The following is a 25,343-nucleotide window of genomic DNA, read 5'->3' as shown; positions in this document are numbered from 1 at the left end:
AAAAAATTTTTATATAAATAAAATAATTCATATAAATTTATTATAAAAAAAGAAGATCCATTTTTACTTTAAAATATGGTTCTTCTTTTTTACTAAATATATTCATTTTGTAAATAATATAAGTTATAAAAATATCCTTTATTATTAATCAGTTCTTCAAATTGACCTTTTTCTATAACATTTCCTTCTTTCATAACAATTATCTCATCATATTTAACTAATATACTTTTTATAAGCTTATGAGTCACAACTATTAATGTAAGATCTTCTATTGATAATAAAGAATTTTCTAAATTATAAGCAGTTTCATTATCAAGTGCAGAAGTTGACTCATCTAAAATTAAAATCTTAGTATTATTTATTAAAGAACGAGCTATAGCAATTCTTTGTTTTTCTCCTCCAGATAACTTATTTCCATTTTCTCCAACTAATGAGTTAATTCCATTTGGAAGAGACTTTATTAAATTAGATAATCCTGACCTTTTACAGATTTCTAAAACATCTTCATCACTATAGTTAGCAAATAATTTTATATTTTCTTTTATAGTATCATCAAACATAAATACATTTTGCTGAATCATAGACATATTTTTATATAAGTCATTACTAAATATATTTTGAATATTTTTATTATCCAATAATATATCACCTTCATAATTTTTATAATATCTCATAATAAGTTTTATAAGTGTACTTTTACCGCAACCACTTTCTCCAACTATTGCATACTTTTTGTTTTTATCAAAACTTAAATTTATATTATTTAAAGTTTTTCTATCATCAGTATAAGAAAAATTTAAATTATCTACTTTTATACTACTTTCAAATAAAGGCAGTTCTATATGCTCAATATCTTCATTTGTAGTGTTAATAATATCATCAATCTTATCAGAAATAAGAGATACTGATTTTATTTGATTTATTAAAGATATACTTACTTTAACAGGTCCTACTATATGAGTGCTTAATTGAATAATTATTATAGCTATACCTACAGATATTTGATTTTTATACATTAAGTATCCACCTAATATAAGTACTCCTAAATATATAGTAACGCTAAAAGAAAGTGAAAATCCTTTTATTATAGATTCCAATATAGAGCATTTCTTCTTGCTAACTTCAACATTATTAGAGTAATCATTGAATATATCCTTAATTTTATTAGCTATATTAAATCCCTTTATCACTTCAAATCCTGAAAATAAATCTTTAGTGACAGATGTAATTTCTTCAAGATTATGTGAGTAATTATTTTTTTCTATTACTAATTTTTTAGAAAGTGCATTTGGTATTATAAATCCTAATACTCCAAATAACGCAATAAATAATACTATTGATGGACTAATAGAAAATAAAAATACTAATGATATTATAAATGATATAAATGAAGATATTACTAAAAATATATTATTAAGTAAACTATCTTCTATTATTTTAATATCATTATAAAGAATAGATATGTACTTACCACTATTATCTAAAGCAAAATCTTTAATATCTTTATTTAGTATTTTATTAAATATATCACACCTCATATAATTAACTGTATTTTTTATATAGGATGACATAATAAGACCGTCTACATATTCAGTTACAAATAAAATTAATATTAGTACAATACTTATAGCAATTATAGGAATAAATTTTTGACTTTCACCACTTGCAAATATATCAACTATAAATCCCATAATAAAATCAAATGCTATAACAGATAAAGCCGCCAAAGATATTGTAAGCACCCTTATGAAAAATAAAATCTTATATTTAAATACGTATTTCCATAATTTTTTCATTATACTCCCCCAATCTTTAAGTTATATCATTTTATTATAGTACTTTGAGTTGACTCTAAGTCAATATATTTTTTAATTATATTAAATAAAAAAGACTATAGATAATTTTACCTATAGTCTTTTTTTATTTATTTTACAAGTTCATTATATTCTTCTTCTGTTTTTGGAGCATTTAGTTCTCCATTTTTAAATTTATCCATTTGTTCGTTTACAAAGTCTAATATTTCTTGTGGTACTAAATTTGAAGTAGTATCAGGTATTCCTACAGCATCTTCATTTAATCCATATACTGAACTAGTTCCACCTTCAAAGTTTCCTTCAGTTAAAGCTTTTACAGTTTCATATACCCCTGCATCAACTCTCTTTATAGCTGAAGTTAAAACATTTTCTGGAGCTAAGTCACTTTGGTCTCTATCTACACCTATAGCGTATTTACCAAGTTCTCTCGCTGCTTCTATCGCTCCTGTTCCAACATCTCCACCTGCTATAAATATTATATCAGCCCCATTTTTATACATTTGAGTAGCTATTGCTTTACCTTTAGCTTGGTCAGTAAATGAGTTTGCATATTGAGCTTGTATCTCAGCATCTGGATTAGAAGCTTTTACTCCTGCCATAAATCCATATTTAAAAGTATCTATAACTGAAATTTGCATTCCACCTATAAATCCAACATTGTTTGTTTCACTCATTTTACCGGCTATTAAACCTGCTAAGTAAGCTGATTGCTCTGCATTAAATAATATCGACTTTACATTTGATGGTATTTCTTCATAAGTTTCATCTACTATTGCAAATTTTTGATCTGGATATGATTTAGCTGCTTCTTCTATTGTAGGAGCTAACTTCATACCTACACCTATTATTAAATCAGTCCCTTGATCTACTAATGTTTCTACATTTTGCATGTAATCTGCATCTTGAGTAGATTCTAAGTATTTAACTTCAACACCCAATTCTTTTTCAGCTTTTTGTAATCCTTCCCAAGCTGATTGGTTAAATGATTGGTCATTTACCCCAGCAACATCAGTTATCATTGCTACTGATATTTTATCATCTTCTTCTGTGTTTGATGAACATCCTACTAATAAAGATGTTGATAATACTGCTGTTGTTGCTATTGCTAATAATTTTTTTAATTTCATTGATTGTACCTCCGTTGTCTTAAATAACTCTTTATGATGACACTCCGTACAATTACATATTAAGTATAAGTTTTATACTAAATTATAAAAAAATCCTCTTATCAGAGGTGATAAAAGGATTATTACACAAGTTTACTCTTCACTAAATATGTAACCATTCTTTATAGCCTCTCTGGACCAAATTAAAGTATCAAAATTATTTCTTAGAAGAGAATACTATCATTTATGATTTATGTCAATATTTTTTAATTAAAATTTGAAAATTTATTTTATATTTATATTTTTGTCGAATATTAGTGTTGATATCACTATAATAATTCGATTATGACGAAACAAAAAAATCCATTTCAGAAGTCATATTCATGTAATATTTAAATATATGATTTTATTAATTTTATAATTATTTTTTACTTATAGGTAGTAATATTTCAAATACTGTTTTATAATTTTTCTTAGCATCAACAAGTCTTATAGCTCCACTATGAGCTTCTATTATTTTTTTACTCAATGCCAATCCTAATCCAGACCCTTGTTTTGTTCGAGATTGCTCTCCTACTACAAATGGGTCAAAAATATTTTTGGCTATTGATTTTGATATTCCTACCCCATTATCTCCTATTATTATTCTTACCTTATCATCTATTTCTTTTATATTAAATAAAATAGATACCTTATTTTTATTATGTTTAAGTGTATTAGAAACTAAATTTTCAAATACCCGTTTTAATTGAACTTTATCAATATCACAATAAATAACACTTTCTGGTATGTCCGCATTTAGTTCTACTCCACTAATATATAATTCATTATATTTTTGAGCAAGATAAGCTCTAATATATTCACATATATCCATTTTTTCTAAAACTAATTTGTACTCTGGATGCTCCATTTTACTATATTCATGAAATGTATTAATAAGTTCATCTAAATTATCTGCCTTTTGATAAATAGTCATAAGATATTGATTCTTTTCATCTTCATTCACTAAATTATCACACACGGCTTTTGAATATCCTTTAATAACAGTTATTGGTGTCTTTAAATCATGTGATATATCAGCAAGCATTTTCTGCTTTTCTTCTTCTAGTCTTTTACTTCTTTGTTCACTTTCATATAATTTACTCGACATATCATTGAAACTATGGAAAATATCCGCAAACTCTTTTGGTCCTTCATATTGTAGATAAGTCCTTCTAATACCATTTTTAAAATCTACAATAGCTCCATTTAATATTTTTAATGGTTTTTTTATCTTTTTATTCATCCATAATATAAATAAAATAGCTAATATTATGTATACTACAATAAATGCGATAATAGATTCATTTGTAGCATTACTTAATCTTTTAGCAATTGAGTCCCCAAATCTAGGTATATAGCTTATTAATGTAAAATCTTCATTATTTTTGTTCTTAAATTTATACTTTCTTACATCATATTCTTTAAACTCTTCTCCAGTAAGGTATTTAAACTCATTTTCAGTAAAAGATTTTCTATTAGTTTTTATATTTGTGTAAATTAAATTTAAGTCTTTGTCTATAATATATATTTTATCTCTATTCTCATCACTATAATAATTTATAGTTACAGAGGTATTTTTTTCATTTTTAGAATTATAGTATTCTTCTACTCTTATTTCACATTGTGGTAAATAACTTTGTATACATTCAAGTTCATCTTTTGTATATTCCTTATTTATCTTATCACCTTTACTTTTATATACAACATTATTATCTTTATCTAAAACTTCTATATATGATCCCTTACCCATTAACTTTTCTATAGGCATTCCTCCATACTCTTCTTTAGAAACTAAGCTAGCATAATCTACTAAATCATTTACTTTAGGCTCTCTCATAATAGCATCATATCTATAGTTAGATATTAACATTATAGTTCCTAGTAAAATAGCAATAGCCATTGTAAAAAATATATAGTTCCTAACCAGAAGAGTGAATAGACTTCCTTTTATACCCTTATTTATCTTCAATTTTATAACCTATTCCCCTTACAGTTTTTATATATTCAGGATTTTTAGAATCATCTTCTACTTTTTCACGAAGTCTAGAAATATGAACCATCATTGTATTATCATCATTAGAAAAATATTCTCCATTTATATCTTCATAAATTTGTACTTTTGTATATACTCTTCCTGGTGTTTTCATAAGCAACAATAATATTTTATATTCTGTTGGCGTAACAGTTATTTCTTGTCCTCTTTTAAACAGTGCTAATTTTTGTCTATCTAATACTAAGTCACCTACTACTAATTTACTACTTTCATCACTATATTTGCTTGGATTATTCAAATGATAAAACCTACGCAAATTAGAATTCACCCTAGCCACTATTTCTAACGGATTGAAAGGCTTTGTAATGTAATCATCTGCACCTAAATTGAGCCCTAATATTTTATCACTATCTTCATTTTTTGCAGATAAAATAATTATTGGTACATTATACTTTTCTCTTACTCTCTTTGTAAGCTCATATCCATCCATTTTAGGCATCATTATATCCATAACTACTAAGTCTATTTTTATATTTTCTACTATTTTTAATGCTTCAATGCCGTTATTTGCTGAATATACATTATAACCATCATTTTCTAAATATATTTTTAATAATTTTATTATATCTATATCATCTTCTACTACAAGTATATTATAACTCATGATTATTTTCCTCCATATTTTCTTATTTCTCATTATACTCTTTTATTGTTTTAAATTTATATTCCCGAAATTTTTATATAACTATTACTTACATTATAATAGCATAAATTTAAGCTCTTATTATAATAAGCTAATGGAGACGAATTATCCAAGTTTTCTCTTATATTTTTTATATTTTTTTTCATATCATCTAATAAAATATCATTTTCTAATAAAAATGTTAAATCTTCACATATATCTGTTCCTCTTGTCCATATTACTTTTCCTATTCTATGCTCTTGAATAAATTTTACATTTCCAATTTCTTGACATAAAAAAGGTCTTATAACATATAGTGGCGTAGTAGAATGTATTGCTTCAAATAATGTAATTCCACCAGACTTTGTAATAAGTAAGTCTGCTTTTTTCATATAATCATAAACATTATCACAGTATCCTAATACATTTATATTTGGATAACTTTCTTTAATTTGTTTTATTAACCTTTTATTTTTACCAGCAATAAAAGTAATATTTATATTCTCTATATTTGATAAATAATCTAATATTTTATCCCCTTGAGGTATTAGGCCTAATCCCCCTCCCATTATTAGTATTTCTTTATTATTTTTTCTTATTTCGGTAATCGCTTGGTCTTTAAAATCATGTTTTACAGGTATACCACATACTATTATTTTTTCTTTTCCTACACCTTTTTTAATCAATGATTCTTTGGTTTGTTTACTACCTACAAAATACATATCTGTATTTTCACAAATCCATTCTTCGTTTACATCTATATCTGTTATATAAGTAAATAAAGGCATATTCTTATTTTTTATTTTTTTATATGCAGATACATATTGACTACAAATTGGAAAAGTTGATATTATCATATCTATGTTTTTATCATTTAATAAAATATCTATTTTTTTTTGCTACTAATGCCTTAATAGGCGTACTAGGATTTCTTGATGCTATTATATCAAAATTTTCATAATAAAATTACCTCTCATATTTTTTATTAATATTATTATAAAATATGATTCTTACACTATCCTTTAAAGATTCTTACAAATTCTTAATATTCACCTTACAATTTTTAAAATAAAAAATCACCCTATAAATTATATAGGTGATTTTTGTATTTTTTCTAACCTAATTAAATACTCTTTTATTCTAATTCCTTCTTTAGAACTACCTAAGTATCCACCAATACTTCCATCTGATTTAATTACTCTATGACATGGTATAAATATTGGTATTGGATTTTTAGCATTTGCATTTCCAACAGCACGTGATGCATTCTTGTTTCCAACTTTTATTGCTAGTTCTTTATATGTTAATTTATGCCCATATTTAATAGTTTTTAAATTATTCCAAACATTTACTTGAAATTTACTTCCTTTAATACTTAAGTCTAAGTCAAAATCTTTTCTTTTTCCCTGGAAATATTCATTTAGCTGCTTACTTGCTTCTTTCAATGTATAAGTTTCTTTTAATTCAAAATTATCATCAACTTTGTAAAAATCTAAATTTGTTATTTTACTGTTTTCTTCTCTTATTATAATTCTACCTATTACTGTATCATAATACCAACCATATACCATTCAACTTCACCCTAAATCTCTAAATTACTTATATTTTATTTGTTAATTTTATTATTATTACTAACAAATTACAAGGCCTAAAAAAGTTTACTTAAAATAAGTAGAAATGGAGAGAATATGAGATTCTCTCCATTTCTACTTATTTTAAATATTAGCTGTATGAAGTATTGAACTGTAATTTATGATTAATCTATCAAATGATTTATGATCTGACTTATATCCAATACCATCTCTTTTTTCATCCTCATTTACTAACTTGTATTCTTCGCATGCTTTTTTTATCTTTTCTTTATCTTTTAAAGATATTGTCTTATAAATTATTTTTTCTTCTTTTGGTATATATTTTTCATATTCTGGTTTAACAAAGTACCTTACATCTTTTATCATCCCTGCATTATATAAAGATTGAATAACAGATCCATTTTTTAAATGTTGTAAATGCCAATCTAATTTATAAGTATGTGCTATATGAGTAACACTTTTTAATTCTTTTTCAAATTTTAAAGCTATCTGCTCCATTAAGTCAAAGCTAGTAGATCCTGTATTATTTATTCTAGGTAGTAATACTATATTTTCACGTTTTATCCCTAATTGATTTACAGCTGAAAGAAATTCTCTTTCTCTATATTCGTATTTATCTATATTACTCATATTTTCAAAGAGTTTTTCATTGTTAAATACCTTTATTCCTGTTCCATAAGATACCTGAACTATATAAACATGATCAGCACCTACTTCATTTATGGCTTCAATTATTGCACTTGATGCCCATAAAGTTTCATCATCTTGATGCTGAGCATAAAATACTACATTTTCTTTAAATTTTATATCTGCATAACTTTCTTCATCACTAAATCCTAATATAGAAATACTTGAAACTAATATTATACTTATACATATTATTAACTTAAAAATATTTTTCTTCATTATGACTATCTCCCCGTTACAAAAATATTAAATTTAAGCTAATTATACATAATAAATATTACTATATCCTTAACATAATATTACAATTTATTAATATTATATTAAAAAAATCTCAGATCCAGGACCTAGTGGTAATTCAAAGATATACCAAACTATAAATAATGTTGTCCATCCAACTAAAAAACCTATTGAGTACGGTGCCATAGTAGTTATTAATGTTCCAATACCAACTTTCTTATCATATTTTTGGCAAAATGCAACTATCAAAGCAAAGAACGGCATAAGTGGTGCGATTACATTTGTACATGAATCACCAATTCTATAAACAACTTGTGTTAACTCTGGTGATAATCCGATTCTCATAAACATTGGTACAAATATAGGTGCCATAAGTACCCATTTAGCTGAATCAACTGCTATAAATATATTTATTATAGATGTTAATATTATAAAACATATTATAAGAGGTAGTCCTACAAACCCTGTACTTTCTAAAAATCTGGCTCCGCTTACTGATATAATAGTTCCTATATTTGAATAATCAAAATATTTTACAAACTGAGCTGCAAAGAATATAAGTACTAAAAAGCTACTTATTCCTCCTATTCCTTTTACCATTAGTTCTATAATATCTTTATCATTTTTTATAGTTCCTGATCCTATTCCATAAAATATTCCTGGAACTAAAAAGACTCCGCCCATTATAGGTATTATACTACTCATAAATGGAGATGTTAGTATCCCTCCAGTCTCTGGATTTCTTAATATACCATTTTTAGGTACTATTAGCGCTAAAATTATAAAAATATATATTAGTAATGAAATAATACCAAACTTCATACCTCTTTTTTCTTCTTTAGATATATCTTCTACTATATATCTTTCTTCACACTCATACTCTCCAAGCCTTGGTTCTACTACTTTTTCTGTTATATACGTAGCAATAATTGTTATTACAAACGTTGATGCTACCATAAAGTACCAATTTGAAGTCGGTTGTACAAAATAATTTGGATCCAGAATACTAGCTGCTTCTGTAGATATTCCTGCAAACATTGGGTCGTTACTTCCTATTAGTAAATTAGCACTCCATCCTCCAGAAACACCTGCAAATGCTGCGGCTAATCCAGCAATTGGATGTCTTTTAAAACTCATAAATATTATTGCACCTAATGGGACTAGAACTACATATCCTGTTGATGATGCCACATTTGACATAATACCAAGTAATACAACCATTGATGTAACAAACCTTTTTGGAGTTACTTTTGCAATTTTTCTTAAACCTGCTGATAAAAATCCTGTTCCTTCTGCTACTCCTACACATAAAATTATTGTAAATACTGGTCCTAATGGATAAAAACTAGTAAAATTGCTTATAACATTTGTAAATATAAATCTTATACCATCTGCTGATAACAAACTTTGAGCTGTTACAGTATTTTGAACTATTGCTTCTGTTGTAGTATCTACTGCCTCATATGTAACATTTGTACCCATGCCCCCCATTATTGCTGATAATATAACTATAGATACACTTAAAATTATAAATAATGTTGCTGGATGAGGTAATAAATTACCTATCATTTCAACATAATCTAGTACTCTTAATAATTTACTTTTTTCTTTTTTTAATTGAATATTTTTATCCATACTTTGCTATCCCCCTAGCTTTCTGTATTTTATCTCATCTAATAACAGGTTCTCGTTAATTATATATTCTCCTCTTAAAATAAAAAAACTAGACGAAAATTTTCATCTAGCTTTTATATTAGTCAATATTTATCAATTCATATTCTCTAAAGCCAAGACCTAAGCTTTCAGCTGATATTACAGTATGAATACCATTTCTAGATTCCATTCTTTCAATTAGATATGATTTACCTGGATCTTTAGATTGATATACTAAATCTACTGAAGCTTGATCTAAGGCTACTGGATCGGTTGATGCTAAAATACCTATATCAGCCATTTTAGGCTCATCTGGATTAGCATCACAGTCACAATCTACAGATAGTTTATTTGCTACATTTATATATACAATATTTTCTCTTCCCATAAAATCCATAACTGATTTATCCGCATCAGCCATTGATTCTAAGAAAGAATCATGGTCAGCAGTAAACATATCCTCAAAATTTCCACCTTCTCCAGATGTGTGTATGTGTAATTTTCCTCTAGAAGATCCTAGTCCTATAGACATATTTTTTAGTGCTCCACCAAACCCTCCCATTGCATGACCTTTAAAATGAGAAAGTATAAGCATTGAATCATAATTTTGCAAATGATTACCAACATAGTTCTCTCTCAAATTCTTACCACCTTTTACTAAAATAGTCATATCACCATCTTCATCTAATATATCACATGGTGATATAGCTTTAAATCCATGCTTTTCTATAGTTTCCCAATGTACATTACTTTCATTTCTTCCACCAGGGTAAGCAGTATTGCATTCAACTATTGTTCCATTTAATTTATTAACAAGATCTTTAATTAAATTAGGTTCTAAGAAATTATGTCCACCAGGCTCTCCTGTAGAAATTTTAACAGCTACTTTTCCTTTTAGAGTTACTCCCATAGCCTTATATATTTCAATTAAACTATTTGATGTTATTTCTTTAGTAAAATATACTTTAGATTTTCCCATAATAAATTTCTCCTTTTTATTTTTAGGATTTTGATGTCTAAGTATAAATATGTTAAGCTGTTATTCCTAAAGTTATTATTTATTTTTAACAAAATTAATTTCAAATCTATTCTTAGTATAGTACTTGAAGCTAACTCTAAGTCAAGGTATTTATCATGAAATATTTATTTATTTTTAATAAAAAACTCTCCAAGATACTATTTTCTTGAAGAGCATTTTCTATATTATTTCCATTTGAATTCATTCTAAATTTATTAGTGTTATAATAAATACTTTTACAACCACATTGCGAACAATTTCATATATATTTAATTTTAAATCGTTCATTTTATATCCCCTTTTAAACATTTAATATTAATATATATGAAATAATAAAATGGTATTATGAATTATCTATTATATCATTTTATTTAAATTATAATAAACCTTGAGATTTATAAATTTCTAAGTTTTTTATTATATAACTTAATGTACAAAACTCTTTATCTATTCTTTCCCCTATTAGCATTAATCCATCTATTAATTGCTTTTCTTTAAAGTTTTCTAAAAGTATCATTATACTTACAAAATTAATTCCACCATCTTTAGTATCTAATGTTCTAGATTTTTTAACAAATTCATTTTCCATTGCACTTTTTATTGCACATTCTAATCTTTCACTAAGTTCTATCACTGGCATTTCCTTGAATATTTTTACTTTAGATGAATCTATATTAAGATTTTTTGATTTAGATATATCTGTATTTAAGAATATTACATTTTTAAATTTTGCTCCTGAAAAATCTACATCATCTAAATTAGTAGATTCAAATACCGTATTTTCAAATTTTGCATTCTTAAATTTGCTTTTCTTTAAATTTGCTCCTATTATTTCTGATGATTTAAATGTACATCCATAAAAATTGCAAGATTTAAAATGTGCTCCTCTTAAACTTGTAAAGTTAAAATTTGAGTTTGAAAAATACGTATTGTAACAATTACTTCTTTTTAAATCTTGATACATAAAATTTTTATTCATTTTTATTGCTTTATTATATTTTAATCCTATTTCTGTTTTTGGTTTATTATTCATTTTGCCTCCATATTTTAAAAGTTTATATAGTTATATATAAATCATTGTATTAATTATTTTTTATATAAGTATTCCTAATATTAACATATAACCTATACCATAACAAGGTTATTATACGTTGATATTGATGATAAATACTTATAATTTTGATATAATAACATTAAATTTAAATAGGAGATAATAAAAATGAATAATAAACTTAATAATCAGGATACTTCTAATAAATATAAATGGAATAATGCTATGATTTTAGATAAAATCCAATACGTTTTAAAAGATGAAAATTTAGATGAATTAGAACTTACTGAGGAATTTTTAGAACATATAAAATCTCAACTAAGTGAAAGTATTTCATCTGAAGAAATAAATAAATCAGCATACATAGTAGCTCAAAATATTGACGAATTAAAAGTTTTACCTAATGAAGATATAAAAGATTATATATTAAGATTAAAAAATTATTTAAATAATACTACTTTAAAGTGTATCAAATCTGAATATAAAGGAATTGAATTTGATGTTTATCAAGATTCATCTGTTGATGATGTTTTTAGTGAATACTACTCTAAATATGACCAGACGTACGGAATATCACAGATGCTTTCAGATTTAGGTCTAAAATAATTTATTAATAATATTAAATAAAATAATAAGTGAATGCTATTAAAGTATTCACTTATTTCTTTATATTCTTATATAAAATTATAATTTAACTAGATTTTATATAAAAATATAACTACAATTAATATGCAAGACTTTATAATAATTGGATGATTTTATATGTTTGTTAAAAATGAATGCCTTATAGATGAAGCTAAAAAAAGTAAGAAGTTACCTAACATTGTCTGGGCAATTATTCTTACATTAATATTTATGAATATAGGTTCACTTATTGGGGCCATTGGTGTAACCCCTTTATATCTTATCTTAAATAGATTTAATATATTTCAAAGTAACCAAGATTTATTATTTTTATTAATAACATTAGTTTCATTTATATTTATATCTCTCCTAGTATTTATAAGAGTAAAGTTCATAGAAAAAAGACAATTTTCTTCTATTGGATTTAATAAAAATAATTGGATCAAAAAATATTCTTTAGGATTTATTATTGGAATACTTATGATGTGTGCTGTGGTTTTAATATTATTTATATTTGGATTTGTAAGTCTTGAAAATAATCCAACTCAGCCAATTGGTATATCTGCTTTAAGTGGAGTTTTAATTATTTTAATAGGATGGATTATTCAAGGTACTACTGAAGAAATTGTAACTAGAGGATGGCTAATGAACATTTTAGGAGCAAGATACAATATTGGTATAGGTTTATTTATATCATCAACTTTATTTGGTTTATTACATTTAACTAATCCTAATGTAAGCTTTATTGCTGTAATAAATATAGTATTAGTTGGTATTTTTTATGGCCTATATGTTATAAAAACTAATGATTTATGGACTGTTTGTGGTATGCATTCTGCTTGGAATTTTGCCCAAGGTAATTTATTTGGATTTGAAGTTAGTGGTATAAATGTTGAGGTTTCAAGTTTAATAGATTTAAACTTAGTTGGAAATAGGTTTATATCTGGTGGAATTTTTGGACCTGAGGCAGGTCTTAGTGCTACTGTTGTATTACTTCTTTCTATTGGTATTTTAACTTATTTAGATAAAAAAGAATATTTTAATTCCCATTCTATATATTAGATCAAATAATGTATTTACATTTAAAAGGAGGTATCGCTTTTATGAAAGTCTTCATCTTATCATGTGGTGTTTTTGAACCCGAGTTAAATGAAGTTTTAAAAGAAATTAAAGAAGAAAAAATCTTTGACGATGATATTAATCTAAAATATTTGCCCTTTGGCCTTCATGTAAATTTAAATAAGTTAAAATCAGAGATAGTTAATAATTTAAATAAGATTGATGCAGATAAAATTATTTTACTATATGGAAGTAAATGCCATTATAAGTTCCATGATTTTTTAAAAAATTATGATAATGTTATTACTTTTAGTGAAGCAAATTGTATGGAATTAATAATCAAAGATAAAAAAAATAAAAGAAGTATTATTGATAATAAAAATTTATATATAACGTCTGGATGGGTTACTAAGTTTGATGAATTAAATAAGTTTGCAAATGCTGTTGATATTTATGATATTAGACAACAATATGGTCAATATGAAAATATTATAGTCGCAGATACTAGCTCTTGTGATATAACTGATGATATAATTTTTGACCTATTCGAAAAAATTCAGGTTCCTATAGAAGTAGAACATACTGATATTAATATTTTTAAAAGTAAAATTGTTAATGCTATAAAAACTTCTTTATAACTTTATTATTTACATAAAAAAGTATGTATCACTATTATTAGTGATACATACTTTTATTTTATTGTTAATGGCAATATTGGCTTCTAATAATTTTATATTTGATTTACTATTAATTATTTAATCAACTTTACTCTATCTTATCATTTAAAGTCTCACTAAATTCTTTAAAGTTAGGATTATATTGTATAAATGATTTGTTCTTATACAGAAACGCTTTGTTTGGGCAATGACTCATGCATCTTTGACAAAGTATACAGTTTTTATTAAAATTAGCATTCTCTTCTATTTTAATACAATTAACAGGACAACTCTTTTCACATAGTTTACAATTATTACATTTATTTATATCAATATTAATCTTCTTAGTTAAAAATCTCGTATAGTAATTATAAAATATCTTATAAATCTTATCTACCATAGTTACATTAAAATTATTTTTGGGATAAACTTTTATTTTTCCATTAAAAAAATCTTTTATTTCTTTTTTTATTAATACTTCACTCTCTTTTATTAATTGTTTCTCTTCTTCTTTTGACGACATTTCAAACATGAAATTATAGAAATTATTAGGCATTGGTATATACATACAATATCTAATATTAATAAATGGAAATCTATTCATAAAATGTTGAAATGCAAAACTTTCCCTCTTAGCTCCTTGAGTAGTAAAAAGCATACAGTTTCCTTGATATTCTCCTAGATACTTTTCTACATATTCAAGTAATATATCTGGATATCTTTCTACATATATAGGACCTCCTATTATCAATGATTCATAGTCATTTGGATTTATTATATCTTTTTCTATATTTATTAATTTAACTTCTTTTCTATATCTTTCTAACTCAGTTTTTATATTTTTGGATACAAACTTTGTATTTCCTGTTCCAGAAAAATATATAATCCCTATCTTATTCATAACTTTTAATCATCTCCATAAAAATTTATTATAACTAGATATTCTATCATATAAAATTATATTATTTAGTAACCTATTAATTTATTACGTTTTATTTAAACTTATTCTGAATAAATTTATAATAATGGTTTTGAATAAAGTAAAAAACTACTAGATGTGTGATTAAATCTAGTAGCTTTTTATTAAAAAATAAATAATTATTTTAAAATATACTTCAAATTTTTATCTAAAATGCTTCCATTTATCTTAAAAACTCTATTCTCATCTTTAGGTAAATAAATAGATATACTATTATATCCTACATTATATTTACCTTCTGTTTTTAAGCTTATTGATATATCAAAATCAGTAGTAATTACATTAAATTTATATAAAAAATGATTATTTTCATAGTCATTTGTAATTCCATCATCTTCAAAGAATTTATATTCAAATGTAGAATTTCCTTTTGGAGGGAATATATAAAATGCTCTTTCATCATTTTCTTTGCTATTAAAGGTTACATCGGCTTCATTTATAGGTATTATACTGCCACCTTGAACTAATACTGGTGAATACTCTAAAGGAGCTGGTATCGTAACTGTCTTTCCACCTTCATACCATTCATGAGTATTAAAATCATACCATCCAAAATCATTTTTAGGAAGATATACAAGTCTCTCTTTATCACCTTTATTCACTACGCAAGCAACTAATAATGCATTACCTAGCATAAATTCATCATTTTCTTCAAATGTATTTTTATCTACATTTCCAAAATCATATAGTGTTGGCTTTACTATCGGTTCGTAATATTTGTGTGCTTTATAAAGTAAGTCATATAAATATGGTATTAGACGATTTCTTTGCTTCAATAAATTAGATATAGTTTTTGTGTATTCTGGATACATCCATGGCTCATTTACAGTCTTGTCATCATTCCAAGAATGTATTGTAAATCGAGGATACATTATTCCCTGTTGTACCCACCTTACAAATAACTCTGGCTCTGGTGCATTTCCAGAGAATCCACCTATATCATGACCATGATTGTATATTCCAGACAAACTTAATCCATTTCCCATTTTTATATTATATTTTAGTGTTTTCCATGAAGTGTAATTATCTCCACTCCAAGTTTGAACGTATCTTTGTATCCCTGGACATCCAGATCTTGATATTAAATATGGTCTTTCACTTGGATTAAACTCTTTTTGAGCTTCAAATGATGATTTCATCATCAGTAATGGCATTATAGATCTAACAAGCTCTAAATCTATCTCTTTTCCAAATCCATTTAATTTATTATTTCCCCATATTTCATATTCATTATTATCATTCCATGTAGAATCTATTCCATACTCTAAAAGCTGTTTCGTTACTTGTTCTTTCCACCAATTTATAGTGTCAATATTAGTAAAGTCTAAGTGTGCACCTAATTCATCCCAGTATTGACATAAATAAGGTGTATCAGAATTTTCTTCTTTTACAAATAACCCTCTTTCTTTTAACTCCTCAAACATTGGATGATCTAATAATAAAGCCGGCTTTATGTTTGCACATAATCTTAAACCTTTTTTATGAAAATACTCTGTCAGTTTCTCAGGTGAAGGTATCTTATCTCTATTCCAGTTAAATACATACCTCTTATCACCTATTGATGTATATCCTGACGATAATTGGAATGATCCACTTAGTATATCGTTTTCTTCACATAAATCAACAAACTTCTTTAACTGCTCTTCTGCATCTGGTGAATCTGTATATGTCATAGTTGATCCTGAATAGTGTAAACTCCATTTAGGTGAAAATGTTGTCTTACCACTCATCCAACTGAATGTTTTAACTATAGATGGTATATCTTTTTTAGCAATTACATAATAATCTAGATCTCCATTTATTGAATAAAAATATCTATAGTGTCCATGATAATTATCTAACTCTTGACCCATATCAAATATTGCATTAGACATATTATCATAGAATATACCATAAGATAAATTAGTTTCTTCATCTCTAGTTATATAAAAAGGTATATGTTTATATAGTGGATCTGTACTCTCTGCATCATAGCCCATAGCATCTATGTTTAGCATTCTATACCTTTTTCCATATCTATTTAAATTTCCTGCCTTCTCACCTAAGCCAAAATACTGTTCTCTTCTATTTCTATTTATATAGTGATATATACCATCACCAAGCTCTCCTTTAAAATTATATGCTTGAGTCTGTCTATCTCTCATAAATTCAACTCTTTTATTATCATCTACATAATACCAAGTAATCCTAAAATTAAGTAAATTTATTGATGCCTCCACTTTTGAAGTAGATATTTTTACAAATTCATCACTTTCATCTAATTTAAATTCTGGCAAGCTAAATCCTGTTGTATCAAACTTATCTCTTCCTTCAAAAGGTATATCATCCATGCCAGGAGCAACTAACCATGTTTTATCTAACTTTAATCCATCTTCTTTATGTATTATAACTCTTAATATATCCTCTTCTAATACTTGTACTTTAGCAACTATATCTTCACTAGAAAAGCTAACTATATTATCTTTATTGTTTATAAGTTTAAACTTAAAATTTCTAATCGACATATTTAATCTCCATATACTCATAAATTTTATTATATTTAAATTTTATATTAGTATACTTAATTTTTATTACAATTAAAATGCATATAATTGCTTTAATTATTGTTATTCTTGCTATTTTTTAATTCTATATTTTAGTATATATTCATACATTCTTTATGAATTTGTTTTAATTTACTTGGAGAAAACCCATATTCTTTTTTAAATGCTCTATAAAAACATGCATAATCACTAAAACCACAAACCTTATATACTCTATTAGCAGGCATACCTTCTAATAAGTGCTGCTTTCCTATACTTAATCTTTTTTGTATAACATATTGGTAGTATGATATATTCATAACATCTTTAAATTTATGAGATATAGTATATTTGTTAATAAAAAATATTGATGCAATATTATCCAAAGATAAATCTTCTGTTATATGTGCATTTATATAGTGTAATATACTACTTATTAATGTATCTTTACTTCCACTCATTATATTTTTTGTTCTATTGTATAACTCTCTATTATACATTGTTAAAATTTGAATAATAATTGAATAACCTTCACTCTTATAACAATACTTCTTTTCTTCATAAGAATCAAAAAGTGATTTAAAAGCGCCTTGAAGTGTTGATGCAATATATCCTTTACTTCTAAGTAAAAATGATTTATTAAAAGATTCGTCTTTAAAAATGTCCGCATCTTCATCTAGCTCAAAAATTTTATTAATGGCAAATACAGATATCCAAAGTACATATCTTTCATAAGGTACATCAAAATTATGAATAATTGGATTATGAAACACACCTGGAGGTATAAATAATAGATCTCCTTTTTCTAAATGATATATATAATCTTCTACTATATAATCTAAATTTCCATCTATAAGAAATAGTAACTCATAAAATTCATGATAATGAAGTGGTACCTCGGGAATTTCAGTATCTTTATAATAATAAACTACAAAATCTTTCTCCGGCATATACATATAAGTTTTATGATTAGTCTCTGTTTTTTTCACAATATCCCCCTCAATAAACTGAATTAATCTATATTATTTTAAATTTATATTTATAATATATCATAATTCTTCTTATTTCATAAAAAAAACACATTGATAAATTTATCAATGTGTTTTTGATATATAATTACATAAAAACTATATACTAGTTATTCATATCCATGAATATCTTTTCTGGAGTCATCGGAAGGCTATTAATTCTAACCCCAACACCGTTATATATAGCATCTTGAATAGCAGGAGCAGGAGTATTAATAACAACCTCACCTATACTTTTTGCTCCAAATGGACCTGTTGGCTCATAAGTCTCAACAAAATCAACTCTAACAGTACCAATATCACTTCTAGCAGGAATCTTATACTGCATAAAGCTATTACTATCCATTTGACCACTTTCTAAATATCTTACTTCCTCAAATAAAGCAAGACCTATACCTTGAACTATACCACCTTCAGTTTGTATAGTAGCAAGATTTCTATTAATAACAGTACCACAATCAACTATTGCAACATAGTCAATAATCTCAACCTTACCAGTTTCCTTATCAATCTCAGTTTCAACAAATCCTGCTATATAAGGAGGTGGTGAAACTGGACTTCCATGAGATGCAAATCCATTTAACTGAATCTTATTAGGTCCAACTGTAAAATCAACAGCTAAATCAAATACAGATATAGATTTATCATCACAGAATACCTTCTCTCCATCAAACTCAGCAAGCTCTTTAGCTATCTCTAGCCTACTAGCTCCTACTTCTATTATCCTTTCTCTTAATTGTTGACATGCTTTAACTACCGCCATACCAGTAACATAAGTTGTACTTGATGCATAAGATCCTGGATCATAAGGTACTATATCAGTATCTGCAGATACAACAGTAACCTTGTCCATAGTAGTTTCTAAAATATCACATGCCATTTGTGCAAGTATAGTATCACTTCCTGTTCCCATATCAGTAGAACCAACATATAGCGTATAGAACCCATCATCATTTAGCCTTATCTCAACTGAAGATGTATCAATTCCAGCTATTCCAGAACCTTGCATAGTAAGTGCCATTCCAACGCTTCTTACTTTTCCATTTCCAAGGTCACGTGATGGGTATTTTTCATCCCATTTTATCATCTCTTTACCTTTTCTTATACATTCCGCTAAATTTGCACTATTTATAGATTTATTATATGCAAAAGTAACTTCACCTTCTTTGACTATGTTTTTAAGTCTTAATTTTACAGGATCCATATTTAACTTAGTAGCTAATTTGTTTATAGTTGATTCAACTGCAAAGCATCCTTGAGTTGCTCCATATCCTCTAAAAGCTCCTGATGGCATTTTATTAGTATAAACTACATTACCCTTAAATCTAGCAGCTTCTAGTTTATTATATATCGGTATACTTTTCTCTCCAACTAGTCCAAATGTAGTTGATGCATGCTCTCCATAAGCTCCTGTATCAGATAAAGCATTTATATCTATTACCTTTATAACACCATCTTTAGTAGCCCCTATTTTTACATTCATTTTCATAGCATGTCTACTATTTGAACAGTTAAATGTTTCTTTTCTATCATATATTAATTTAGCTGGTTTTCCAGTTTTTAAAGTAACAAGTGCTGAGAAAATTTCTACACAAGCAGTTTGCTTTCCACCAAAACCTCCACCTATTCTTGGTTTTATAACTCTTATCTTACTTGAAGGTATATTTAGAGCTCTAGATAAATGTCTTCTTACATGAAAAGGGATTTGTGTTGAAGATATTACAACAAGTCTTCCCATATGGTCTAAATAGTTATATGCCCTATATGTTTCCATCATAGCTTGTGCTTGTGCTTGAGTATAATAAGTTTCTTCTAAAACTATATCACACTCACTTAATACCTTATCAACATCCCCTTTAGTATAATCATGAGTTGCAACTATATTTCTTTCTCTTTGCATTCCTATATCAAAGTTTGTATGTACTTCTTCTTCGTGAACTATTACTTTATTATCTATTGCAGTTTCAAAATCAATAACTGCATCTAATATTTCATATTCAACTTTAATCATTTTTAGTGCTTTAACTGCAGTTTTTTCATCTACTGCTGCAACTATAGCAACTTCATCCCCTACATATCTTACCCTATCTTCTAATATTAATCTATCATATGGAGATGGTTCTGGATAACTTTGACCAGCTAGTGTAAATCTCGTATTTGGTACATCTTTATATGTAAGTACACATTCTACTCCTGGTACAAGCATTGCCCTTTTTGTATCTATATTTTTTATTTTTGCATTTGCATGTGGACTCCTAAGTATTTTTACTACTAATGCATCTTTTGATGATAAATCATCTGTATACACAGGTTTACCTGTTGCTATTGCAAGTCCGTCTGTTTTAGGTATACTTTTTCCTACTAAACTCATATTATTTTACCCCCATATAAGTTTTTATTGCTCTTAATTGACCCATGTATCCTGTACATCTACATAGATTTCCTGTTAAATAATGCTTTATTTCTTCTTCAGTTGGATTTTCAAGTTCATTTTTCATTGCAAGCACTGTCATTATAAATCCTGGTGAACAAAAACCACATTGTTCAGCACCTTCTGCTATAAGTATTTTTGCAAATTCTTCAGCTTCTTTTTCTAATCCTTCTATTGTAGTTATTTCTTTATTTATTGCTCTTACAGTAAGTGTTGCACATGATAATGTTGGCTTTTTGTCTATCCAGACAGAACAAAGTCCACAACATCCTGTATCACAACCTCTTTTAACACTTAAGTTTCCTATTTTTCTAAGTGTATCTACTAATTGTTCCTCTGGCTCTATATCTATTTTATACTTTTTTGAGTTTACCTTTAATTCTACTAACATTATCTGACCTCCATTAATGCTCTTTTTACAAGTACCTTGCTCATTAAACTTCTATATTCTTTAGTTGCTCTCATATTAGTTCCAAAAGTTAGTTCTTCACTAACCATAAAAGCTGCTTTTTCTATATTCTCATCAGTCAATTCATTATTTGATAAAAACTCGCTAGCTTTAATTGCAAGAGTAGCTATTTGAGGCCTTGCACCTACATATATTTTTACTTTATCTTCAAATTTAGATACAGAAACATTTAATAATGCGTAATCACTTTGTGCATTTCTTAAACTTTTATATGATGCTTTTACGTTATTTTTCTTTATATAAATTTTAGTAAGTAAGTCTTTTTCATATTCTTTATTTAAAAACTCTCGTAAAGCTAGTTTTCCATTTCTCACTAGTTTCACTTCGCATTCTAGAGCAAGTAGAGCCACTATTAAATCAGAAAAACCAAATTTAGAGAAGATTGTTCCACCTATTGTTACTACATTTCTAAATTGAACTCCTATTATATCTTTTACAGAGTCTTTTATTATACTACCAAAATTTTCTTCTAGTAATTTGCTAGTTTCTAAACTTCTAAAAGTAGTCATTGCACCTATTTCTATGTAATCTCCACTATCTTTTATGTAATCTAAGCCTAGCTGAGATAACTCTACAGCTGTACCTATTCTTTTACTCCCCATTCTTAGCCAAGCACTTCCACCTATAACTTGATTATTTTTTCTTTTTGTCAATATCTCGTATGCTTCCTCAACCGTTTTAGGCTGAACCATTTCCATAACTGTAAACATACTTTTCCTCCCTGTAAGTTTTCTTTTAATCTTTATAATTATACCATATTTCTCTTTTATTCGACATTAAAATTCGTAATAATCATTATATTCATTACTCATTCTTGTTTTATGTACGTTTTTAGCTTAAATATAAAATCCATATCTATGTTAAATTATAGATATGGATTTTGTATTTTAATTACTGTCTTTATCATCTTCATCTAATAATCCTAGTTTTTTAGCTACAAATTTTGTACTGCTTCCCTGCACTATTAATGTTATTAATATAGTCATAAAAACTACTGAAGACATAATTTCATATCCAGGTATCTTCATAGATGCTATAATACCACAAAGAGCTGCTGGTATTACCCCAGTTTCTCTCACCCACATCATAAAGAGTATTTCTCTTTTATTCCATTTTGCTTTTCTATCAAATATAGTACATACTAAGACGGAAATAGGTCTTGCTATGAAAACTAATCCAAGTACGGTAAGTATTGATGGAATTAAATATTTTCCAAGCACTGCTAAATCTACTTGAGTTCCTAATATTATAAATATAGCCATCCTGCAAATTGTACCTAGTGTCTCTACAACATGACAGTCTGTATCATAGTGTTTTTGACTTAACCATAATTTAAAGTTCTTTTTATTTCCAGTTATTATACCTACAATAAAGCATGACATATACCCACTTCCACCAAGTGCAGTAGATAGCTCATATGCAATTACAACTGATAAAACAGATACTATAGGTGTATATTCTTTAAATATACCATATGGCTTATCATTTACTAGAGCTAATAGTACAAGTCCTGTTGCAACGCCAACTAATATCCCTACAACTACCATAATAATAAGCTCATATAAGTTTGATTTTAGTGAGAATGTTCCGGATAAAATTATAGCCAGTACTGCTGATGTTAATATAGCACCAGTTGCATCATTAAAAGCTGATTCACTTATTACTGTCTGTTTTACTTTGTTATTTATTTTTACACTATTAAAAATAGGCACTAATGTTGCAGGATCGGTTGATGCTATTATTGAACCTATAAGTAATGCAGTCATGTAGCTAGTATTAAATGTGAATCCTATAATTGACTGCATTACAAATGCAGAAATTAAAACTCCTACACTAGAAAGTAAAAGTACAGATATTTTGACTTTCTTTAATACCTTTAAACTTATTTCTTTTCCTCCTAAGTACAATATAAATGCTGATCCAAAAGTTAATATTAATTGATTCTCTACTCCATATTTGCTTATATCTATAAATTTTAAAAATGATGGACCAAGTATCATTCCTGCAATTAAAAAAAGTACCACATCTGGTATCTTTATTTTTTCACTCACTTTGCTACATATAATCCCTGTCAATGCAACTATAGCAAATATTATTAATAAATTGTTACAATCTATTGTGTGTATATATGTCTCCATAACTGCCTCCCCTTTATATAAGTATTTCTTTTTATTATATTAACTATATTTTATTTTGTTATGGATTTAATATAGATTTAACATTTTGTATTGTCTATATTTTATGGCTATGTTATGAAAAACAAAAATAGCTAAATTAGTTAAATAATAAAAAGGCTTAGTTATTATATCTATGCCTTTTTATTATTTAACTCCACAACATATTTTATATTAAGTTATAGCATTACCCCATCTAGATGCAATTACTATTATCTGGCCAACTTGTAAAATTTCTGGATTAGCAAGCTCAAAATCAAATCCAAATAAAGAAATGATAATGCCATCATTGGCAGTAGTTGCATTATATAAGAAATTGACACTTAGCTGATTACTAACAGATGTTGATGCTCCACCTGATGGTATAACGCCTTCATGTAACAAATACTGATTATATGTTCCAGATATATTCTGTACTTGGAAAAGCATAGTATATTCTTCTCCTGTTGTTACTGTACTTGATGTAGCGAATGATGTAACTAGATTTACATATATATTATACATTCCAGGTTGTTCAAAAATAAGGGTATCATTTGTTGTACTTGTTGTCGTTAAGCTATATCCACCATTTGTGTAGCTAGGGTCAATTCCTGTATCTGATAATGTTAAATTTGTACCTTCTGAAGTTATATTATTTGTATAATCTTCATCATTTAGCTGTATATAAGATCCTATAAATCCAGTAGGACCTGTTGGGCCTATTGGGCCTATTGGGCCTATCTCTCCTTGAATTCCAGTAGGTCCCGTTGGGCCTGTTGGGCCTATCTCTCCTTGAATTCCAGTAAGTCCTGTTGGGCCTGTTGGGCCTATCTCTCCTTGAATTCCAGTAGGTCCTGTTGGGCCTGTCATACCTTGAGCTCCCTGAGGTCCTATTGGGCCTGTTGCTCCAGTAGCACCAGTTGCTCCTCTTAATCCATCATATACATTTGTTACATGATAGCAATTAGATTCTTGAGCAAATATACCTAGGCTTCTAACTTTTATGTCATAAGAAATTTCTAAAAATGGTGGTCTTGAACTTTTATTGGAATATAGCTCATAAATCTTATTTAAATTATTTCCTGCATATAGTGAAATCCCGTTATTAGATAAATAACCATATATCCATTTACATACTAAAGTTGTTATATCCATTGCAATATAGCTACAACCATTTATATTACAAATATTACTTGTTGAATTAATATGTGTACATCTAGGTCTACTTTCATAATTAACATTATAAAAATCAAAATAGTAGTTATTATATCCAACACTTAAAGGCTCATCGTTGTAGGATGATTCATATAAGTTTCCTTTTACAGCAATATATAAAATAGCTTTTTTAATATCTACTAAATTACTCCTTATAGAAGAAAAGTTAAACCTTAATAAGGAAATGTATCTATAACTATTGTATTGCCTATATTTACAACCTGCATATATATTTTCACTAAAAATATAGTTACATCTAGGAAATCTATTTGTTACATAAGCACTTGAAGATGCGTATAATGATATAGTTTTCATAAATTCCCCCTATATTG

The 25,343-nt window shown here is 26.8% G+C and carries 21 protein-coding genes; 3 read left to right on the top strand and 18 right to left on the bottom strand.

Annotated features, from left to right (window positions below; genetic code table 11):
• Positions 1-92: 92 nt before the first annotated feature.
• The 10 genes from I2A66_RS04080 to I2A66_RS04035 form a co-directional block, all read right to left on the bottom strand.
• The gene (locus tag I2A66_RS04080) at positions 93-1,796 is read right to left on the bottom strand and encodes an ABC transporter ATP-binding protein (RefSeq protein ID WP_147516584.1); all 1,704 of its coding nucleotides are present in this window, start codon (positions 1,794-1,796) and stop codon (positions 93-95) included.
• Positions 1,797-1,924: 128 nt separating this feature from the next.
• Positions 1,925-2,941: a BMP family lipoprotein gene (locus I2A66_RS04075; RefSeq protein ID WP_122639884.1), complete on the bottom strand. Its 1,017-nt coding sequence runs from the start codon at positions 2,939-2,941 to the stop codon at positions 1,925-1,927.
• 400 nt (positions 2,942-3,341) lie between these two features.
• Positions 3,342-4,931, bottom strand: a complete 1,590-nt coding sequence (locus I2A66_RS04070) for a sensor histidine kinase (protein ID WP_147516585.1) — start codon at positions 4,929-4,931, stop codon at positions 3,342-3,344.
• Complete coding sequence (locus I2A66_RS04065; RefSeq protein ID WP_122639886.1) at positions 4,918-5,619, bottom strand: response regulator transcription factor; 702 nt, start codon at positions 5,617-5,619, stop codon at positions 4,918-4,920. Before I2A66_RS04065 ends, I2A66_RS04070 begins: the two co-directional genes overlap by 14 nt.
• Positions 5,620-5,675: 56 nt before the next feature.
• On the bottom strand, positions 5,676-6,521 hold the full coding sequence (locus I2A66_RS04060) for an MGDG synthase family glycosyltransferase (protein WP_330615448.1): 846 nt from the start codon (positions 6,519-6,521) through the stop codon (positions 5,676-5,678).
• Between the two features lie 204 nt (positions 6,522-6,725).
• Entirely contained in the window at positions 6,726-7,208 is a 483-nt protein-coding gene (locus tag I2A66_RS04055) for a methylated-DNA--[protein]-cysteine S-methyltransferase (protein ID WP_122639888.1), read from the bottom strand.
• Positions 7,209-7,352: 144 nt separating this feature from the next.
• The gene (locus I2A66_RS04050) at positions 7,353-8,135 is read right to left on the bottom strand and encodes a PIG-L family deacetylase (RefSeq protein WP_195251002.1); all 783 of its coding nucleotides are present in this window, start codon (positions 8,133-8,135) and stop codon (positions 7,353-7,355) included.
• 96 nt (positions 8,136-8,231) lie between these two features.
• Positions 8,232-9,788, bottom strand: a complete 1,557-nt coding sequence (locus I2A66_RS04045) for an AbgT family transporter (protein WP_195251001.1) — start codon at positions 9,786-9,788, stop codon at positions 8,232-8,234.
• Between the two features lie 118 nt (positions 9,789-9,906).
• Positions 9,907-10,785 carry a DUF362 domain-containing protein gene (locus tag I2A66_RS04040; RefSeq protein ID WP_147516590.1) on the bottom strand — a complete coding sequence of 293 codons (879 nt, stop codon included), beginning with the start codon at positions 10,783-10,785 and terminating at the stop codon, positions 9,907-9,909.
• Between the two features lie 415 nt (positions 10,786-11,200).
• The gene (locus I2A66_RS04035; protein WP_147516591.1) at positions 11,201-11,857 is read right to left on the bottom strand and encodes a pentapeptide repeat-containing protein; all 657 of its coding nucleotides are present in this window, start codon (positions 11,855-11,857) and stop codon (positions 11,201-11,203) included.
• 186 nt (positions 11,858-12,043) lie between these two features.
• Between I2A66_RS04035 and I2A66_RS04030 the strand changes: the two genes are divergently transcribed.
• The 3 genes from I2A66_RS04030 to I2A66_RS04020 all read left to right on the top strand — a co-directional run bounded on the left by I2A66_RS04030 (position 12,044) and on the right by I2A66_RS04020 (position 14,196).
• A complete protein-coding gene (locus I2A66_RS04030; RefSeq protein WP_122639892.1) occupies positions 12,044-12,481 on the top strand; it encodes a hypothetical protein in 438 nt (145 codons plus the stop codon).
• 156 nt (positions 12,482-12,637) lie between these two features.
• Positions 12,638-13,561 (top strand): CPBP family intramembrane glutamic endopeptidase, encoded by a 924-nt coding sequence (locus I2A66_RS04025; RefSeq protein WP_195251000.1) that lies wholly within the window; start codon positions 12,638-12,640, stop codon positions 13,559-13,561.
• Between the two features lie 41 nt (positions 13,562-13,602).
• A complete protein-coding gene (locus I2A66_RS04020; protein ID WP_195250999.1) occupies positions 13,603-14,196 on the top strand; it encodes a DUF1638 domain-containing protein in 594 nt (197 codons plus the stop codon).
• A gap of 127 nt (positions 14,197-14,323) precedes the next feature.
• Here I2A66_RS04020 and I2A66_RS04015 read toward each other — a convergent pair whose 3' ends face one another.
• From I2A66_RS04015 to I2A66_RS17380, 8 genes are all read right to left on the bottom strand, one after another.
• Positions 14,324-15,115, bottom strand: coding sequence for an EFR1 family ferrodoxin (locus I2A66_RS04015; RefSeq protein ID WP_122639894.1), 792 nt, complete (start codon positions 15,113-15,115; stop codon positions 14,324-14,326).
• A 197-nt stretch (positions 15,116-15,312) separates the two neighbouring features.
• The gene (locus I2A66_RS04010) at positions 15,313-17,697 is read right to left on the bottom strand and encodes a glycoside hydrolase family 31 protein (protein ID WP_122639895.1); all 2,385 of its coding nucleotides are present in this window, start codon (positions 17,695-17,697) and stop codon (positions 15,313-15,315) included.
• A 131-nt stretch (positions 17,698-17,828) separates the two neighbouring features.
• On the bottom strand, positions 17,829-18,704 hold the full coding sequence (locus I2A66_RS04005) for an AraC family transcriptional regulator (RefSeq protein WP_147516593.1): 876 nt from the start codon (positions 18,702-18,704) through the stop codon (positions 17,829-17,831).
• Positions 18,705-18,849: 145 nt separating this feature from the next.
• Positions 18,850-21,114 carry a xanthine dehydrogenase family protein molybdopterin-binding subunit gene (locus I2A66_RS04000; protein ID WP_147516594.1) on the bottom strand — a complete coding sequence of 755 codons (2,265 nt, stop codon included), beginning with the start codon at positions 21,112-21,114 and terminating at the stop codon, positions 18,850-18,852.
• 1 nt (position 21,115) lies between these two features.
• Complete coding sequence (locus I2A66_RS03995) at positions 21,116-21,565, bottom strand: (2Fe-2S)-binding protein (protein WP_122639898.1); 450 nt, start codon at positions 21,563-21,565, stop codon at positions 21,116-21,118.
• Positions 21,565-22,353, bottom strand: coding sequence for an FAD binding domain-containing protein (locus tag I2A66_RS03990; protein WP_147516596.1), 789 nt, complete (start codon positions 22,351-22,353; stop codon positions 21,565-21,567). Before I2A66_RS03990 ends, I2A66_RS03995 begins: the two co-directional genes overlap by 1 nt.
• Before the next feature lie 177 nt (positions 22,354-22,530).
• Complete coding sequence (locus tag I2A66_RS03985; RefSeq protein ID WP_147516597.1) at positions 22,531-23,781, bottom strand: cation:proton antiporter; 1,251 nt, start codon at positions 23,779-23,781, stop codon at positions 22,531-22,533.
• A 210-nt stretch (positions 23,782-23,991) separates the two neighbouring features.
• Positions 23,992-25,326 (bottom strand): DNRLRE domain-containing protein, encoded by a 1,335-nt coding sequence (locus I2A66_RS17380; RefSeq protein WP_207734717.1) that lies wholly within the window; start codon positions 25,324-25,326, stop codon positions 23,992-23,994.
• Positions 25,327-25,343: the final 17 nt, after the last annotated feature.

This window comes from Romboutsia sp. 1001713B170207_170306_H8 (assembly GCF_015550495.1).
Taxonomy (GTDB): Bacteria; Bacillota; Clostridia; order Peptostreptococcales; family Peptostreptococcaceae; genus Romboutsia_E.
Note: the sequence above shows the minus strand (reverse complement) of the source record. Positions and strands in the feature narration are given on the sequence as shown.